Below are 16,518 nucleotides of genomic sequence, written 5' to 3'. Positions count from 1 at the left end.
CAGTCTCTGGCGAGCATGACCGGATACGCCCGAGCCACTGGCGCAGTCTCGGGTGCCGCTTTCACCTGCGAAATCAAGTCGGTCAACTCCCGGGGGCTCGACGTAAGGCTGCGCCTGGCGCCCGGTTTCGATGCATTGGAGAGTGAAATCCGCCAACTGATCGGCAAGATGATTTCGCGCGGCTCCATTACCTGCAGTCTCTCTATTGAACGCGATGGGGCAGGCGGGCACGTGCTGGTCAACGAGCAGGCGCTGGCCACCGTGCTAGCGGCCATGAGCGAAATGACCGGCAAGATTGCTGCCTCGCCGCCGACCCTCGATGGCATTCTCGGTCTCAAGGGAGTGCTTGAGCAGCGCGACAAGCCGATGACCGCTGCAGCAGAAACAGCACTGAGCACAGCGATTATCGAAGGCGTCTCTCAGGCGCTTGTCGATCTGGTGCTGGCCCGACGTCAGGAGGGCGGCCGCATTGCGGCAGTCTTGCTCGAGCGCCTGCAGGAGATCGAAGATCAGATTGCCCAGGCCGAAGCCCATCCTGCCCGTACCCGCGAGGCCATATTGGCGCGGCTGCGCCAGCAGGTCGCCGATCTGGCCGATGATATCTCGATTCCCGAAGAGCGTCTGGCGCAGGAAGCCCTGCTGCTGGCGACCAAGGCTGACATTCGCGAGGAGCTCGATCGCCTGACTGCGCATCTGACCAGTGCGCGTCAGTTGATTGCCGGCGGCGGCGCCGTCGGGCGCAGGCTCGACTTTCTGGCACAGGAATTCAATCGCGAAGCCAATACCCTGTGCTCCAAATCCAACGCCGTGGAACTGACCGCCATCGGCCTTGACCTCAAGGCGTCGATCGATCAATTACGCGAGCAAGTGCAGAACATCGAATAGGAAAAGCCAGATGGAATTCCAGCGTCGGGGCGTCATGCTGGTGATTGCGTCGCCTTCGGGCGCCGGCAAGTCGTCGATTTCACGGGCCCTTTTCGGTGCCGATCCCAATATCCGCCTGTCGGTGTCCGCCACCACACGGGCGCGGCGGACCGATGAGGTTGATGGCAAGCACTACCACTTCATGGATGTGGACAAGTTCAAGCGCATGCAGGCCGACGGCGAATTGCTCGAATCTGCCGAAGTGCATGGCAATTTCTACGGCACGCCACGCGCCCACGTCGAAGAGCAACTCGCTGCTGGCAACGACATCCTGTTCGATGTCGACTATCAGGGCACGCTGCAGCTCTACCGCAGCGCCCGCAAGGACATGGTCACCGTCTTCATCCTGCCGCCCTCGATCAAGGAGCTGCGCGCACGGCTTGAGCGGCGCGCTCAGGACAGCGTGGGCACCATCGAAACACGTCTGCGCAATGCGCGTGTCGAAATGGATCATTTCGAAGAGTACGACTACGTAATCGTCAATCAGGACCTGGAAAACTCGACCCAGCAGGTCCGCACGATCCTGGCCTCCGCCCGCCTACAGCGCCAGCGTCAGCTGAATTTGCCAAGCTTCGTCAGAGATTTGCAGAGTCAGATCGATTCAATCTGACAACGTCTTGAATCGATCGATCAGCTTTCGCTCTGGGCCTTGCGCAATTCGGGCAATGCCCGCGCCATGGCCAGAAACACAGAAATGGGAAGATCTTCGGCCCGCTCATTGCCGTTGATCCCTGCCGCCGCGAGCAGGCCTTCGACTGGGACACCCGTCGCTTTCAGGCTCTGCCGAACCATCTTGCGCCGCTGGCCAAAGGCCGCCTTGGTGATCTGTTCCACATGCTTGACGGCCAGATCAGCTTCCACCGGCTTGGGCACCAGATGCACCACGGTAGACGTCACTTTTGGCGCGGGCACGAAGGCCTCTCGGCTGACGTTGAACGCCATGCGCGCGTCGCTGCGCCAACCTGCCAGTACGCCCAGCCGCCCATAGGCGTCATCACTGGGCTGTGCGCAGATACGCTGCGCCACTTCACGCTGAAACATCAGTGTCAGGCTGTCGAAAAACGATGGCCAGGGGTTCAGCGTCAGCCAGCCGGTCAGCAATGGGGTAGCAATGTTGTAGGGCAGATTGGCAATGATCCGTGTCGGCCCATCCGCCAGATTGCGATAATCGATCTCCATGGCGTCGCCGCTGATCACCGTCAGCCGTCCTGGATAGGCATCCGAGATCTGTTGCAGCGCTGGCAGTGCGCGCGCATCGCGTTCAATGGCAATCACCTCGCGCGCGCCTTCGGCCAGCAGCGCCCGTGTCAGCCCGCCGGGCCCCGGACCCACTTCAATCACGCGAACGCCCTCGAGTGAGCCCCCAACCCGCGCTATGCGGGCTGTCAGGTTCAGATCGAGCAGAAAATTCTGACCCAGTTCCTTTTTTGCCCGTAGACCATGCTCGGCGATGACGTCGCGCAGGGGCGGCAGGTTATCGATTTGGCTCATTGGTCCGCCGTCATTGCGTCCGCCATCGCGATGGCGGCCAGAAAACTCTTGGGAGATGCCTGACCGGTACCGGCCAGATCAAAGGCTGTACCATGGTCGGGCGAAGTACGCACGATGGGCAGGCCCAGCGTGACATTGACGGCGTCCTCGAAAGCCACCGTCTTGATCGGGATCAGTGCCTGATCGTGATACATGGCGACCACGGCATCATACTGTGCCCAGTGGGCCGGATAAAATAGCGTGTCAGCGGGCAGGGGGCCGGTAACGGCGATCCCCTCAAACTGCAATTGTGCCACGGCAGGTCCAACGATCTCGAGGTCTTCGCGACCGATACTGCCGCCTTCTCCCGCATGCGGATTGAGGCCGGCCACGGCAATCTGCGGATGGGCAATGCCGAAGCGTTGCCGAAGATCGTGGGCGACCACGCGAACGGTGTCGACGATCAACTGCTTGCTCAGCAGTCCGGGAACATCGCGGATCGGCACATGGATGGTTACGGGTACCGCCCGCAGCCCACCATGAGCTAGCATCATCACAGGCAGTCTCGGGGTGCCCCCGCCCGCGCAAAGTGCTGCGAGAAATTCAGTATGGCCCGGGTGCTTGAACCCGGCCTGATACAGCGCACCCTTGTGTATTGGTGCCGTTACCAGTCCGCGACAGGCGCCGCTAAGGGTGGATGCGACAGCATCTTCAATCGCAGCGATCACCGCATGGCCCGATAGTGGTGTGGTCTGGCCGGGGTGGTCGGGCACATCGCCCTCGATAGGCGCGACGGGTAGGGCGTCTGCAAACACGTCCATGGCACCTTCCGGCCCCACGGGAGCGAAGGCGATCTCCAGCCCCAGCCGTGCTGCCCGCGCCATCAGGAAATCGGTATTTCCAAACAGGCAGAAGGGCGGCAGATTCAGCTCGGCCCGATGGGCGTATAGCTGCAGTGCAATGTCGGGACCAACGCCTGCGGGCTCGCCCATGCTGATGGCCAGCGGCTTGTGCATCTTGGCCCCCATCGGCGAATTGGTGGATAGCCCGCAGCGCGGGCTATCCGATTAGTTGTAGATGATCTTGGCGCGCTTGCGCAGTTCAGCCAGATACTTTTCGGTTTCCCCAGCCAGTGCATCATTGCCGGCCTCGGCACGCAGATCGCTCTTGATGAATGTCAGGTCTTCAGCCTGTGCCTTTTCACACACTGCCAGCATTGAAACGCCGCTCTCAACTACGCGCGGCTTGGTGATGCCGCCCACATTGAGCCCGGCCAGTTCCTTGGCGATAGCCTCGGGCATCTGGGTAGCGTGGCGGCGACCGACATCGATCACGGCCGCATCGGTGAATTTCAACGATAGATCGACCGCGCTGTCACAGCCGGCAAAGCTGCGGCGATAGGAATTGGCCTGACCGGTCCGGGCGCTCGAACCCTGTCCGACGAAGATCACTTCTTTGAGAATATAGTCGAAGCCCTGATAGGCCTGAATCTGGTTGGCGGCCTGCTGATCCAGTTCCAGATCGGAAATCTGAACCTGTGGCATGATCGCCTGCTCGGTCACGGCGTTCCAGGCGATAGCGGCCCGCAGCCGGTCCTTGAGTGTATCCATGTTGATGCCGCCCTGCTGCAGCATCTGGCGCAGCTTGTCGCTGCTCATCTTGAGATTGCGGGCAATCTGCAGGAAGGCATCGTCGACCTGTGCATTGGACACCGAAATACCCAGACGCTTGGCCTCGGCCAGCTGGATAGCTTCATTGATCAACTGCTCGGTCGCGCCCTTGCTGCCGCCACGATTACCTTCAAGCGCGAACAGCTTAACGCGCTGGGAAATCTGCACATCGGTGATGGGGGTGCCATTCACGGTCACACGGGCGCTCTGCGCCAGCGTTGGCATGGCCGCCGCAACACTCAGCAGGACTCCGACGATCAGGGCGCTGACTGTGCGTCCCCACAAACCATTTGCCATCATTGTCTCCTGCCTCGCATTCATCTTCCCGCTCTCCATGCGGCGGGAAACCCGCGCTGTCAATTGCCCGCACAATACGGCCAAAATCCGGTGATGCTTACTGCCCGGCCTGGAAGGCGCGGCTGTATCCAAAATTGAGTCCCGCAGGTGCCTTGATGGCAAATGTTGCGGTGATGGTGGTGTCATCCACCGTGCCATTGGTCTTGGTGCCGTCCAGCGACATTAGCAGATAGCCGTCATCGTACTGGACCCCACCGCTGACATTGTACCATTTGCCTGCCTGCAGATCCCAATAGCTCGCGGCCCTGATGGTCCAGTAATCGGCCACTGGTACGCCCACGCCTACGCCGATCTCGTGCTGGTCGCTGATCACACCGGCGGCTGTGTTGGCGGCCAGATAGTTGTAGTCCGCCGAGGCCGTATATCCGTCCTGCGAGAAGCTGGCGCCAAATCCACCACGCGTAATGCGGGGAGCGAACGTATCGATCTGCAGCTTCCCGCCGATCTTGATGCCCGGTTCAAATGCCCCATAGGCTCCCAGAACGGCGTAGGAGGCAGTCGTGTCCAGCCCGGCACCAGTTGCTGTCTGAGCAGGGTCGGTCGCGGCAAAGGCGTTCGCACCAGCCAGATGAAATGATTGCCCGCCGATCAGCTCCAGATAGGCGTCGTCGGAGAAGCTGACCTGATAGCGTCCGCCAATATTGGCGCGCAGCCCGGTTTCCTGACGGTCTCCGCCAGAGAAACGATTGAAGCTGAACAGATTGGTGTCATCGAACACAAAGCTCTGCGCGTCATCATTGGTGATGCCGACAGCAGTCGTTTCCGAGCCGCGATACACCAGTTGGGCGATTGGTTCGACCAGATGCACTGTCTGCCCGTCACCAGCAACCATCGGAAAACGTACATCCATGGCCGCAATTGGTGTTGCGCTCCATAGGGTGGTAGCAGCCGGGCCGGTGCCGTTACCGCCGTCGTAATAGGCGGCGTCCGCTCGACCGCCAAGATAGGGTGTGAACACAAAGCCGCCCGCGCCGACATATTGGTTCTGCCAACCGGCCTGCAGGCTGACGTGCTGCTTGGTGCCGGCATACCCGAACACATAGGGCGTACCATTCGTGGTGGTGCCGGAATCAAGATCGCGGTGTATCCCGAGCAGACGGCCACTGATTTCGATCCGCCCCATGCCTGGTGCCAGATCCTCGACATGTTCAAACCGCACTGTGGGCAGCGTCTGGCCCTGTTGTCCGTGACTGGCTTCGGTAACGTTACCCAACTGGTTGAAGTGCTGCACCCGCGCATTGATGTAGGTGTCGCGCGTCAGATTGGTCGCATAGATTTCATTGACCGACGATTTGGCGTCAGTTCTGGTATAGTCGGGCAAATAGGCCGCGTCCGTGAACGCGGTGTAGCTCAATCCCACCGTCCAGTCGTCGATTGGCGTGAAGCTGCCGCTGAACTGCGCCGCCCCGCGCCAGTCCCGCTTTGCTTCGCTAAAGGTGAACGCACTCTGGTCCAGCTGGTACAGAGCCGAGCCCTTGACGGTGAACGAGCCGCCGTCAAAGCGTTGTGTCCAGGCCGCACCCATCAGCAGGCCTTGGCGGCTCATCAGCGTTGGCGTCAGCACGACGTCGCTCCAGCGCGTCGAGTAGACCGTTGAAGTGAACGCCAGCGAATGGCCGGTTTTCTCGGTATAGCTGTAGGTCGGCTTGGGCACCCGCGACAGCGCGTTCTCGCTGGTGTCCGGCATCCAGAAGAACGGCAGCCATGCCACTGGAATGCCCAGGATCGCCAGGCTAGGCTGATCCATATACAGCGAACCATCCGCATTGGAGATGATCCGCTTGGCCTTCATCGACCAGCCAATCCGGCGTCCCTTGTCGTCAATGCATTCCCCGCACGGCGCGTAGGTCGCGTTTACCAGCAGGGTTTCCAGCGCAGCGTCATAGTCCGCACTGTCTGCGGTAATGCGCGCGCCATCATAGGTGGTGATGGTCATGGCATCGAGAAATGCCTGCTTCATCCCGCCGGTGATCTGCAGATCGTTGGTTTCGGTCAGATTGCCCGATGGATCGCGAATAGTCACCGCACCGGTGAAATACACGTCATTATTGCCGCGGTGATAGGTCAGGTTCTGCCCGGTCAGCGTGTAGCCGCCCCGTTTGAGAACCACATCGCCACTCGCCAGGATCACGTTGGATGCCTGATCAAAGGTCAGTGTGTTGGCTTCAATTGCTGACGGCGAACTCGGATCGATGGGGGCGTTGAAGAAATCGGTGGGAATCAACTCTTGTGCCGGTACGCTGGTCGCAGCCATGAGGGCCACCACCGCACTGGCACTGGCCAGGCGGAGCGCCGACGTCATGAAATCGCTCCAACCCACTTGTCTCACGCGCGCCCGTCTTCCTTGTGCAGCAACACCGTCACGCCAATGACAATGGCTACAAATGCTGGTCCGACTGCCGCAAACGTAGGATCGAGAACGCCGGTCGACCCAGCGCGGTCGGCCATCTCGGTAATCACGAACACAACGAAACCCAGCACGATCCCGTAAAGGACCGCAGGACCATAATTAGATGACCTTCGATAACCCGCGGTAAACGCAAACGCAATGAACAGTGAGCCCGTCAGAACCAGTGGCAGGGCGAGTAATTTGATTAGCCGCATGGTGGCGGCAGATCTGATCGCAGGGTCAGAGACACCCTTTTGCAGCAGGTCGGCGAGCTCGAAAAATGTCATGTCTTCAGTTGAGGACAGTTTCAGGCTGATCTCTGCCGGTGAGGAGGTCGTGGGCAAACGGTAGTCGCGCACGTATCGCGCTGGCTGCAACGCGTTGCGGATAGTGGCTCTGGGCAAAACCCACTCGCCGTCTTCCAGCAAGGCTTCAGCGCCTTCAATCCGATCATCGTCGCCGCCGTTGAGACGAAAAATCGTGACATTGCCCAGCAGCGTACCGCCCGGCTGCATACCTGTCGCCATCATCAGATAGTGGAAATCGCCGCTGCGCTGTTCCAGCCAGATTTCACCCGCCGGCGTCTGCAGCGTCGCCTGACCGGGTGGGGAGGGGTACAGACCACGATTGATCATCGTGCTCGCCGTTTCCCCGCCCAGCGCGATCAGCAGGCTTGCCAGCCCAAGCGCGATGGTTGGCGCCCGAACCGCCCGCCACATTGAAATCCCGCTCGACTGGATCACGGTCAGCTCGTGACGCGCCTTGAGGTCGAGGAAGCCCAGAATCGCGCCCATCAGCACGGTCACCGGCAGCGTCTTGATGGTCCAGCGCACGGCGCTCATGGCCACCATCAATGCGGCCATAGGCAACCCATAATTGTCGGCGACGAAGTTGAAGCGCCAGGTGTCCAGCGATTCCGCCAGCGTGATGATTCCGTAGAAAATCAGCACTGTGACCCCAATGCGGCTGCCCAGACGGTTCAGCACAATCCAGTCAATCCGGGTCATATTGCGATCCCCGGCAGGGTCTTGCGGGGGCGCGTCATGATCAGCACCGCCCCGCCACCTGCAATGATCATGGCGAGTGCGCCCGTCGAGGGCCCCAGGGGGCTGTAGGCACTAAACCCGCGCTCACCAAACGCAATCAGCAGCACAACCGCTTCAAGTGGGACGTTGAACCGCGCCCGTCGACCGCTGGGAAAGCCAGCCAATGCGAGCACCAGCAGGCAAATGCCGATCACGCGCAGGCCTTCGGCGCCGCGATTGCCCAGGGCCGTCAGCACTTCGGGCGACCATTGCCCACTTGCCAGCGCGTCTCGGACCAATGTCAGGCTGTCGGTTTGATACAGCATGTTGGGTTGCCCGACGGGCTGCGAGAACTGATCAACATTGACGTCATAACGCGCAAAGGTAATCTCGGTGAAACGCCCGTTCGGCTCGCTGTTCTGCAATGCGCCATCGCGCAGCTCGAGCACGTAGTTTGTACCGTCGGTCGAAACCCGCGCCGACTTGGCGATATAGGTGCGCCGCGTTTTTGGATCGCGGCGATCATCGGCAAAGAACTCCTGGATTTCGCCGTCGCCGCCCCGTCCGCCGATCAGCATCACCACGCCAGGTGTCACCTGGGTAAAGCGCTTGGGCTTAAGCGTTGAGCTGACAAGATCGGCCGCCACATTGGCGCTCAGCACGTTCAACCGGCGATTGGCTTCAGGCTCGATGAAATTGGACAGCAGCAGCACGCCCACAACACCGGCCCCGGCCACGATTGCTGTGGCCTTCCACAGCGAACCCAGCCCGCCACTGGTGTGAATGATATGCAGTTCGCGATTCCCCTGCAGCGCCTGCAGCGCCCGAACCAAACCAATGCCGATACAGACGTAGAAGAACGAAATGGTCAGCGGCGGCAGCGTCAGCAAACCTTGCAGGGCGAGCGTCATCACGCCTTGGCCCTTGACCGAGACAACGTCGAAAGAGCGCAGGCAGTTGACCAGCCAGAGCAGGAAACACAACACCCCGAACAGGATCACCGCATCGGTGACGAACAGGCGCGCAAGATAAGCGGTTAGTCGCTTCATGCTATCTGAGTAGCGCCTCCAGATGCCGCAATTGTGTCTCGATCATTGCGCGGACCTTGGTGCAGTTCGCCCAGGCAGACAAGCGCCCAAGACACCCCGCGCCGATTTGTCCGTAGCCCTGTTGCGGGATTGACGCGCCGCCCAAACATCTCAATGTAAGCCAATCATTCCTTCGCGCGCTTTGCGCCGCTTCGCCCACCAAGGCTTTTCATGTCCCAATCCCTTGATATCCGTACGGCTGCCCATTCTGCCACCGCCGCCGCCCTCACTGTTATTTACGCCGCCGAAGGGCAGGCCCCATCCGGTGCTGCCGCCGCTAACTGGTCGGCAACGGGCCTGGACTGGGCCCAATCGGCAAAAGCCGGGGCATTTACCGGTCGCCAGGGTCAGGCACTCGATATTATCGGGCAGGCCGGCTCGCGTCTGCTCGTTCTTGGCTCTGGCAAGGCCGAGGGTGATGCCCCGCTCAATGGCTGGACCGATCGTGGTGGCTCGCTCATGGCCAAGATCGCTGCGACCAAGGTCGACACAATTGCCGTGGTGATTGATGAGGCACAAGCCACGCCGGCTGCGATCGCTGAGCTGGCCGCCGGCCTGCGGCTGCGCAATTATCGGTTCGACAAGTACAAGTCCGCCCGCGCTGATGACGCCCCGACCAGCCTGACCATTACACTGCACGTTGCTGACCCCGGTGCTGCTGATCAGGCCATTGCCGATCGCAATGCCACCGTCGACGGCACGCTGCTGGCGCGCGATCTGGTAAACGAACCGGCCAACGTGCTCGGACCGGTAGAGTTTGCGGCCCGCGCAGCTGAACTTGCACAACTCGGCCTCGAGGTCGAAATTCTTGAACCAGAAGCCCTCGAAAAGCTGGGCATGGGGTCGCTGCTGTGCGTGGCCAAGGGCTCCGAGCGTCCCGCCCGTCTGGTGGTCATGCACTGGAAGGGTGGCAAGGCCGATCAGGCGCCGCTCGCCTTTGTCGGCAAGGGCGTCGTATTTGACACCGGCGGCATTTCCATCAAGCCAGCTGGCTCCATGGAAGACATGAAGGGCGACATGGGCGGCGCCGCTGCGGTCACCGGCCTGATGTGTGCGCTGGCAACCCGCAAGGCACCGGTCAACGTCGTCGGCGTGCTTGGCCTGGTTGAGAACATGCCGTCTGGCAATGCCGTCCGGCCCGGTGACATTGTCACCGCAATGAGCGGCACCACGATTGAGGTCATCAACACCGATGCCGAGGGGCGCCTCGTTCTGGCCGATGCGCTCTGGTACACTCAGGACCGTTTCAAGCCCAAATTCATGATCAATCTGGCCACACTGACAGGCGCCATCATTGTGGCCCTGGGCCATGAACATGCCGGCCTGTTCTCCAACAATGATGATTTGGCCAACAAGCTGCTCGGTGCGGGACTTGCCGCCAATGAGAAGCTGTGGCGCATGCCGCTGACCCCCGTCTATGACAAGATGGTCGAATCCAAGTTTGCCGATATCCGCAATTCGGTCGGTCGGCCCGCTGGCTCCATCACTGCGGCGCAGTTCCTGCAGCGTTTCGTCAACGATGTGCCCTGGGCTCATCTCGACATTGCCGGCACCGCCTTTGGCGTCACCGCCACCGAGGTCAACTCCTCGTGGGCGCCCGGCTTTGGCGTTGCACTGCTCGATCGGCTGGTGCGGGACCACTACCAGGGCTAGGGTACAGCAATGGCTGACGTGCTCTTTTATCATCTCGAACCGCGCCCGCTCGAGGCGGTCCTTCCTCAATTGCTGGAAAAGACCATCGAGCGGGGCTGGCGCTCCATTGTTGAGGTCGGCTCCAGCGAACGGGCCGAAGCGCTTGATGCCCATTTGTGGACCTACCGCGACGATAGTTTTCTTGCCCATGGCCTGGCGGGCGCCGATACCGATAGCCACCAGCCCATTCTGATCACTACCGAGACCGACAATCCCAACGGAGCGGTCTGCCGCTTCTTTGTGGATCGGGCCGTGCCGCAATCAGCCGAGGGCTATGAGCGCATTGTCTATATGTTCTCGGGCCACGACCCGGATGCTGTCGCCGAGGCCCGACTGGCCTGGCGCGCACTCAAGGGAACGTCTCAACTCACCTATTGGCAGCAGGAATCTGACGGCCGCTGGATCAAAAAAGCATGACACCGGATCTCTCGACGCCAAGCCGCCACAAACTGCACGAAGACATTTTTGCCATGCTGATCGGCACCATGCTGGTCTCCCTCGGCATCGTATTGTACGCGCAGGTCACCCTGACAACAGGCAGTACGGCGGGTCTCGCCCTGCTGCTGCAATACGGCACCGGCATTCCATTTGGCTGGCTGTTTTTTGCCATCAACCTGCCATTCTACATTCTGGCCGTGCTGCGCATGGGCTGGCCCTTTGCCATCAAGACCTTCGTCTGCGTCGGGCTGGTGTCCTATTTCAGCGCGCACATTCCCGAGTGGCTCGATATCGCATCGGTCCACCCGCTTTTCGCCAGCCTGGTGGGCGGTGGCATGATGGGATTGGGCATTCTCTCGCTGTTCCGCCACAAGGCCAGCGTCGGCGGCATCAATATCCTGGCGCTTTACCTGCAGGAAAACTTCAACATTCGCGCGGGCTACTTCCAGCTTGGCGTTGATGCGATCATTCTGGTAGCCGCTTTTTTCGTGCTGCCGCTGGACCGGGTTGTCTACTCGATCCTGGGCGCGCTGATGCTCAATCTGATCATTGGCTTCAATCACAAGCCCGGCCGCTATGTTGGCTTCAGCTGACCGGGCCGGGCAGGGGACTTTACCCTATTGATAGGCAGGCAGAATGTCGTTGATGTAGAGCCGGAACATTTCCTCGGCCAGTTCATAGCAATAGATCACTTCGCTATCGCCGGGGCTGTAAAAGGCATTGGCCTGACCGCACTGCGTTGCGCGGAAGGTCACCGGGCCCGGTAGCACATAGCTGGCCATGATAAGATCGGCCGCCCGCTCCAGCACCTGCCGCGCTTCCAGCTCGTTGGCAAATTCGGTGAAATCGCCAGCCTCCTCATAGACAACCGAGATTTCGGCGCCGCGGGCGTCCGTCACTTCGTGCTGCTCGAGCACCACCGCCCAGGATGTGATGGCTTGGTCGAACGTATAGGCGCAATTTTCCTGCTGCTCTGCTTCGAGGCCATATTCGTCCGCTGTCTCTGCGAAGGCGTCTGGATCCTTGCCTACCATCATGCAGACCATGGCGTAGGCCCGCTGGATGTCGAGACTATGCTCGTCATAATAGGAGAAGTCGTCCACGCCCGAGCCGGTGGAGTTCACCGCGTTGAAATACCAGCCATCGGCGCTGTCGATCAGCGCCTCATAGGCATCATCATCTTCTTCATCGGTCAGCAGCAGAATTGTTGCCAGTGAGTCAGCGGCGTCCTCTTCCTTGCCCAGCACGGGCAGGCCCAGTTCGCCCACCAGCATGTGGCCGATCTCGTGATACATGGTGAAAACGGCGTCGTGCATGGCGAACTCCATCGCCCACGCCGCGTCGTCCTCGCTTACCTCCTGCGCGTGAACAGGCAGGCTCAGGCCAGCAGCCAGCAACAGTGTGGCAGCAGTCAGTATCTTCATGTCGGTGTCCCCCGGTAGCAGCGCCGTTAAGCGGCGCTATTGGTGCTTGTCCTTATTGCCATTCATCCGGCCTGCCTCGGGCGCGAATTTGGGCATATTGGCCGCGTAGATATCCATATAATCCTGCATTAGCTCGTAGCAGAAGATAATCTCTGCATTGTCCGGATCATAAAATGCATTGGCCTCGCCGCAACGCTTTGCGTTGAACTGCACCGGCTCACGCAGGCTGTAATTGCGGCGAATTTCATCGGCGACCTGATCGAACACACCGCTGGATTTGAACGCGTCGGCAGCGTCAGCCAACCGGCCACCGACAGCGTGATAGGTGACTGTCACATCGCTGCCCGGCCCGGTCTTTGCACTATGGCGATTGAGAACGCTCAAAAGACCACGGTCGACCATCTCGTAATCCCAGTGGCAACTGTCCTGCCGGTCGCGCGATAGGTGATAGGTGTTGGCCATCGAGCGGAACGCCACCGCGTCCTTGCCCACCATCAGGCAGACAATCTGGTAGGCCCGCTGCTTGTCCAGAATATGAGGGGCAGCATAGTCGCTTTCCGAACCGCCGCTGTCATAGGCAACGCCGGACAGAAACCAGCCCCGAACCGAGTCAGCCAGTGCGCGGTCCGCCCGCGCCGAACCCTTGTTGAGCAATGTCCAGGTGGCCAGATTATCGGCCGCGTCTTCCTCGCGGCCCAGCACCGGCAGGTCGAGCTGGTCGAACAGCAGGTGCGCCACCTCATGGTAGAGCACGAACATGCTGTTATTGTAGGCGAAGCGGCGCTGTTCGGCGAATTCCTGCTTGCTCAGGCTCCCTGCCTGGGCGAGGGCCGTCAGCCCAACGATCCAGATCAGCAAGATAGCCGTGAGGCGGTAGCCAAAGTCACGCATGAGAGTAGTTCGCCTGCAATTCATGGGTGTAACAGACGGCACGCTGCCCAGCCTGTCAACGACGCGAGCGCCAGCCGGTTAATCGCGGCCGGGCTCCCACCCAGGTGCCGCCATCTCGAAGCCAGAAAATCTGAAACCCGGTGCAACGGTGCAACCCACAAGCGTCCAGTCACCTGTGCTTTGGGCCGATTGCCATGCTGATCGCGGCACGATCATCTGCGGACGTTGACCCGCTTCGAGATCAGGCCCCAGCACAAAGCTGTCGACGGTTATGCCGTCCGAAACCCGCAGAGTAAGGGGCGCGCCGGTATAAAAGTGCCAGGCTTCAACAGCATCGACGCGATGCCAGGCCGAAACATCGCCGCGCTCAAGCAGATAGTAGATCGCCGTCGATCGCGAGCGACCATCGGCTTTGGACTCGTCCTCAAACGTCTGTGCGTACCAGCCGCCCTCGGGGTGCCGCTGCAACCCAAGGGTAAAGATCACATCTTTTGCGGCGAGTTTGCTCATGCGCTTTCGGCAGTCTCCAGCTCGGCGCTCAACGCCAGCCATTGCTCTTCGGTTGCTTCAAGATCGTTGCTGAAACGGGCTTTGTCCTTGCCCAGAACGATCACCTGTTCCGGGCTGCCATTGTAGACTTTGGGATCCTCGAGCTGGGCATCTATTTTGTCGATTTCCCGCTTCAAACGGGCGATCTTGGTTTCCGCATCCTTAATGGCGCTCTTGATCGGCGCGATCTCGGCGCGCTTGGCCGCGGCTTCCTGCTTGTTGGCCTTGCGTTCGGCCTTGGTGCCGCCCTTGCTCTCTTTGGCAGAGGTGATCGAATTCTGGTAGCTGTCCAGATCCTCGTCGAGCACTCGGATCGTGCCGCCTTCGGCGATCCACAGCGTATCGCAAGTGGCTTCGATCAGATGGCGATCATGGCTGATGATCAGTACCGCGCCTTCATAGTCATTGAGCGCGTGTACCAGCGCATCGCGGCTGTCGATGTCCAGATGGTTGGTTGGCTCATCCAGGATCATCATGCCCGGACCCGAAAAGGTGATCAGGCCCATCAACAGGCGGGCGCGCTCGCCACCGGAGAGATTTTTGGCCAGCGTGTCCATGCGCGATTTGGTCAGGCCCATCTGACTCAGCCGCGAGCGACGACGGCTTTCGCTATCGGTCGGCATGATGTCCACGATGTGCTCGAACGGGGTCCATTCGGGCTTGAGCTTGTCCATTTGATGCTGGGCAAAATGCGCAATTTCCAGCTTCTTGCCCTTGGCGAAGGTGCCGCCCATTGGCTTGATATCGCCGGCCAGCAGCTTGGCAAAGGTCGACTTGCCGTTTCCGTTCACCCCGATCAGCGCAATACGATCACCGGGATCGATGCGCATATTGATGTGGCGCAGAATGGTCTTGTCGCCATAGCCCGCCGAAGCCCCGTCCAGCGAGATCATCGGCGTCGCCTGCTCGGTCTTGGGCTGCGGGAAAGTGAATGGCGCAGAGTACTCGTCAAACATCGCTGCGGGCGGCTTGAGCTTGGCAATCATCTTCATGCGGGCCTGCGCCTGCTTGGCCTTGGTCGCCGAGGCGCCGAAACGGTCCACGAATTTCTGCATATGGGCGATCTGGTCGAGCGACTTCTCGCGCCCCTTATTGTTGAGCTCCATCTGCATGCGACGCGTGCTCTCGAACGTGTCGTAATTGCCCTTGTAGAAGGTCAGCTTGCGGTGCTCGAGATGGATGATTGAATTGACTGACTTGTTCAGCAGGTCGCGGTCATGGCTGATCATGAACACGGTATAGGGATAGGTGGAGAGATATTTCTCCAGCCACAGCGTGCCTTCAAGGTCGAGATAGTTGGTGGGCTCATCGAGCAGCAGCAGGTCGGGCTGGCTGAACAGCACACCGGCCAGGGCCACACGCATGCGCCAGCCACCCGACAATTCATGGGTCGGCGAATTCTGCCGATCCTGCTCAAAGCCCAGACCCTTCAGAATGGACGAGGCGCGTGCCTCCGCTGTGTAGGCGTCGATATCAGCCAGCCGGATATAGATCTCGCCAATCCGGTCGGGGTCGGTTGCTGTTTCCGCCTCCGCCATCAGTGCCGTGCGTTCCTTGTCGGCCGACATCACAACGTCCAGCACGGTCTCATTGCCAGCGGGAGCTTCCTGCGCCACCGCGCCAATACGGGCCTTCTTGACCAGTTCGATCCCGCCCGCATCGGGGTGGATATGCTCCTGGATCAGATGGAACAGCGTCGTCTTGCCCGTCCCGTTCTTGCCGACAAAACCGGTCTTGGATCCGGTCGGCAGCACCACAGACGCGTCCTCGAACAGTTCGCGACCCTGAATACGGTAAGTGAGGTTGTTGATCGAGAGCATGGCAACGGCAATCTATGGAAGAGGGGCAGGCGAAACAGCGCATCGGCTCAGGCCGTGCGCGTACCCACAAAAAGTCTTTGCCGCTGGATAAAGTTTACCGCGCCCAATGGCAACCGGCGTTGACGCATGTCTGCCCCGTCTTGCCTCCGTCAAAGTCTCCCGCTACAAGGCGCCACCATTCCCTACAGACCCATTCAAGGATCTTATCCCATGGCGCTCGAACGCACCTTCTCCATCATCAAGCCCGATGCCGTCCGTCGCAACCTGATCGGCAAGATCATTGCCAAGTTCGAGGAAGCCGGTCTGCGCCCGATCGCGCTCAAGAAGATCCACATGACCCGCGCCCAGGCCGAAGGCTTCTATGCAGTCCACAAGGAACGCCCCTTCTTTGGTGAACTGGTCGAGCAGATGATTGCTTCGCCCGTCGTCGTCCAGGTTCTCGAAGGCGAAAACGCCATCCTGAAGAACCGCGAAGTCATGGGCGCTACCAACCCTGAGAACGCTGCTGAAGGCACCGTTCGCAAGGAATTCGCTCTCTCGATCGGCGAAAACTCGGTGCACGGTTCGGACGCTCCGGAAACCGCTGCTGAAGAAATCAAGTTCTTCTTCAACGACGACGAACTCGTCGGCTAATCGGTCCTGAACCGATACGAATTCGAAGGCCGCCCGCCGGGGCGGCCTTTTTGCTTGTTTGTGCTATAATGCACCAGAATGCAGAATGCCTTCGCGCCCTCTCGACCATCAAGGGGAGGTTCGGGTCGGTGTTCTCCCCCACCCGAAA

16 protein-coding genes are annotated in these 16,518 nt (G+C 60.2%); 6 read left to right on the top strand and 10 right to left on the bottom strand.

Going from position 1 to position 16,518, the window contains the following annotated elements:
- Positions 1-15 precede the first annotated feature (15 nt).
- Positions 16-885: a YicC/YloC family endoribonuclease gene (locus tag AC0L37_RS11430; protein ID WP_282221083.1), complete on the top strand. Its 870-nt coding sequence runs from the start codon at positions 16-18 to the stop codon at positions 883-885.
- 10 nt (positions 886-895) lie between these two features.
- Positions 896-1,534, top strand: a complete 639-nt coding sequence (gmk, locus tag AC0L37_RS11425; RefSeq protein ID WP_249327630.1) for a guanylate kinase — start codon at positions 896-898, stop codon at positions 1,532-1,534.
- 20 nt (positions 1,535-1,554) lie between these two features.
- On the opposite strand, the gene rsmA is transcribed toward gmk, so the two are convergent.
- The 6 genes from rsmA to AC0L37_RS11395 all read right to left on the bottom strand — a co-directional run bounded on the left by rsmA (position 1,555) and on the right by AC0L37_RS11395 (position 8,884).
- A complete protein-coding gene (rsmA, locus tag AC0L37_RS11420; protein ID WP_282221084.1) occupies positions 1,555-2,415 on the bottom strand; it encodes a 16S rRNA (adenine(1518)-N(6)/adenine(1519)-N(6))-dimethyltransferase RsmA in 861 nt (286 codons plus the stop codon).
- Positions 2,412-3,410 carry a 4-hydroxythreonine-4-phosphate dehydrogenase PdxA gene (gene pdxA, locus AC0L37_RS11415; protein ID WP_282221085.1) on the bottom strand — a complete coding sequence of 333 codons (999 nt, stop codon included), beginning with the start codon at positions 3,408-3,410 and terminating at the stop codon, positions 2,412-2,414. The genes rsmA and pdxA overlap by 4 nt, the downstream gene beginning before the upstream one ends.
- Positions 3,411-3,461: 51 nt before the next feature.
- Positions 3,462-4,361 (bottom strand): peptidylprolyl isomerase, encoded by a 900-nt coding sequence (locus tag AC0L37_RS11410; RefSeq protein ID WP_212658435.1) that lies wholly within the window; start codon positions 4,359-4,361, stop codon positions 3,462-3,464.
- 97 nt (positions 4,362-4,458) lie between these two features.
- On the bottom strand, positions 4,459-6,723 hold the full coding sequence (locus AC0L37_RS11405; protein ID WP_282221086.1) for an LPS-assembly protein LptD: 2,265 nt from the start codon (positions 6,721-6,723) through the stop codon (positions 4,459-4,461).
- Between the two features lie 23 nt (positions 6,724-6,746).
- A complete protein-coding gene (locus AC0L37_RS11400; protein ID WP_212658433.1) occupies positions 6,747-7,817 on the bottom strand; it encodes an LptF/LptG family permease in 1,071 nt (356 codons plus the stop codon).
- Entirely contained in the window at positions 7,814-8,884 is a 1,071-nt protein-coding gene (locus AC0L37_RS11395) for an LptF/LptG family permease (protein WP_282221087.1), read from the bottom strand. The genes AC0L37_RS11400 and AC0L37_RS11395 overlap by 4 nt, the downstream gene beginning before the upstream one ends.
- Before the next feature lie 210 nt (positions 8,885-9,094).
- Here AC0L37_RS11395 and AC0L37_RS11390 point away from each other — a divergent pair, with 210 nt between their 5' ends.
- Genes AC0L37_RS11390 through AC0L37_RS11380 form a run of 3 tightly spaced genes read left to right on the top strand, consistent with a single transcriptional unit; the run spans position 9,095 to position 11,646 of the window.
- The gene (locus AC0L37_RS11390) at positions 9,095-10,576 is read left to right on the top strand and encodes a leucyl aminopeptidase (protein ID WP_282221088.1); all 1,482 of its coding nucleotides are present in this window, start codon (positions 9,095-9,097) and stop codon (positions 10,574-10,576) included.
- Positions 10,577-10,585: 9 nt separating this feature from the next.
- Entirely contained in the window at positions 10,586-11,032 is a 447-nt protein-coding gene (locus AC0L37_RS11385) for a DNA polymerase III subunit chi (protein ID WP_282221089.1), read from the top strand.
- Positions 11,029-11,646, top strand: a complete 618-nt coding sequence (locus AC0L37_RS11380; RefSeq protein ID WP_212658429.1) for a DUF6198 family protein — start codon at positions 11,029-11,031, stop codon at positions 11,644-11,646. The genes AC0L37_RS11385 and AC0L37_RS11380 overlap by 4 nt, the downstream gene beginning before the upstream one ends.
- Before the next feature lie 24 nt (positions 11,647-11,670).
- On the opposite strand, the gene AC0L37_RS11375 is transcribed toward AC0L37_RS11380, so the two are convergent.
- From AC0L37_RS11375 to AC0L37_RS11360, 4 genes are all read right to left on the bottom strand, one after another.
- Complete coding sequence (locus AC0L37_RS11375) at positions 11,671-12,477, bottom strand: DUF4344 domain-containing metallopeptidase (RefSeq protein ID WP_282221090.1); 807 nt, start codon at positions 12,475-12,477, stop codon at positions 11,671-11,673.
- 36 nt (positions 12,478-12,513) lie between these two features.
- Entirely contained in the window at positions 12,514-13,368 is an 855-nt protein-coding gene (locus AC0L37_RS11370) for a DUF4344 domain-containing metallopeptidase (protein WP_282221091.1), read from the bottom strand.
- Between the two features lie 78 nt (positions 13,369-13,446).
- Complete coding sequence (locus AC0L37_RS11365; RefSeq protein WP_212658426.1) at positions 13,447-13,878, bottom strand: cupin domain-containing protein; 432 nt, start codon at positions 13,876-13,878, stop codon at positions 13,447-13,449.
- Positions 13,875-15,737 carry an ABC-F family ATP-binding cassette domain-containing protein gene (locus tag AC0L37_RS11360; protein WP_269369589.1) on the bottom strand — a complete coding sequence of 621 codons (1,863 nt, stop codon included), beginning with the start codon at positions 15,735-15,737 and terminating at the stop codon, positions 13,875-13,877. Before AC0L37_RS11360 ends, AC0L37_RS11365 begins: the two co-directional genes overlap by 4 nt.
- A gap of 210 nt (positions 15,738-15,947) precedes the next feature.
- On the opposite strand from AC0L37_RS11360, the gene ndk reads away from it, so the two are divergent.
- Positions 15,948-16,370, top strand: coding sequence for a nucleoside-diphosphate kinase (gene ndk, locus AC0L37_RS11355; RefSeq protein WP_212658424.1), 423 nt, complete (start codon positions 15,948-15,950; stop codon positions 16,368-16,370).
- The last annotated feature ends 148 nt before the right edge of the window (positions 16,371-16,518 follow it).

Source organism: Devosia sp. J2-20 (genome assembly GCF_055808475.1).
This window is presented reverse-complemented; position numbering and strand designations above follow the sequence as displayed.

Bases quoted from the DNA above. Each gene is read 5' to 3' on its own strand.
- AC0L37_RS11430 (WP_282221083.1), top strand. From the start codon at position 16: ATGACCGGATACGCCCGAGCCACTGGCGCAGTCTCGGGTGCCGCTTTC.
- gmk (WP_249327630.1), top strand. From the start codon at position 896: ATGGAATTCCAGCGTCGGGGCGTCATGCTGGTGATTGCGTCGCCTTCG.
- rsmA (WP_282221084.1), bottom strand. From the start codon at position 2,415: ATGAGCCAAATCGATAACCTGCCGCCCCTGCGCGACGTCATCGCCGAG.
- pdxA (WP_282221085.1), bottom strand. From the start codon at position 3,410: ATGCACAAGCCGCTGGCCATCAGCATGGGCGAGCCCGCAGGCGTTGGT.
- AC0L37_RS11410 (WP_212658435.1), bottom strand. From the start codon at position 4,361: ATGGCAAATGGTTTGTGGGGACGCACAGTCAGCGCCCTGATCGTCGGA.
- AC0L37_RS11405 (WP_282221086.1), bottom strand. From the start codon at position 6,723: ATGACGTCGGCGCTCCGCCTGGCCAGTGCCAGTGCGGTGGTGGCCCTC.
- AC0L37_RS11400 (WP_212658433.1), bottom strand. From the start codon at position 7,817: ATGACCCGGATTGACTGGATTGTGCTGAACCGTCTGGGCAGCCGCATT.
- AC0L37_RS11395 (WP_282221087.1), bottom strand. From the start codon at position 8,884: ATGAAGCGACTAACCGCTTATCTTGCGCGCCTGTTCGTCACCGATGCG.
- AC0L37_RS11390 (WP_282221088.1), top strand. From the start codon at position 9,095: ATGTCCCAATCCCTTGATATCCGTACGGCTGCCCATTCTGCCACCGCC.
- AC0L37_RS11385 (WP_282221089.1), top strand. From the start codon at position 10,586: ATGGCTGACGTGCTCTTTTATCATCTCGAACCGCGCCCGCTCGAGGCG.
- AC0L37_RS11380 (WP_212658429.1), top strand. From the start codon at position 11,029: ATGACACCGGATCTCTCGACGCCAAGCCGCCACAAACTGCACGAAGAC.
- AC0L37_RS11375 (WP_282221090.1), bottom strand. From the start codon at position 12,477: ATGAAGATACTGACTGCTGCCACACTGTTGCTGGCTGCTGGCCTGAGC.
- AC0L37_RS11370 (WP_282221091.1), bottom strand. From the start codon at position 13,368: ATGCGTGACTTTGGCTACCGCCTCACGGCTATCTTGCTGATCTGGATC.
- AC0L37_RS11365 (WP_212658426.1), bottom strand. From the start codon at position 13,878: ATGAGCAAACTCGCCGCAAAAGATGTGATCTTTACCCTTGGGTTGCAG.
- AC0L37_RS11360 (WP_269369589.1), bottom strand. From the start codon at position 15,737: ATGCTCTCGATCAACAACCTCACTTACCGTATTCAGGGTCGCGAACTG.
- ndk (WP_212658424.1), top strand. From the start codon at position 15,948: ATGGCGCTCGAACGCACCTTCTCCATCATCAAGCCCGATGCCGTCCGT.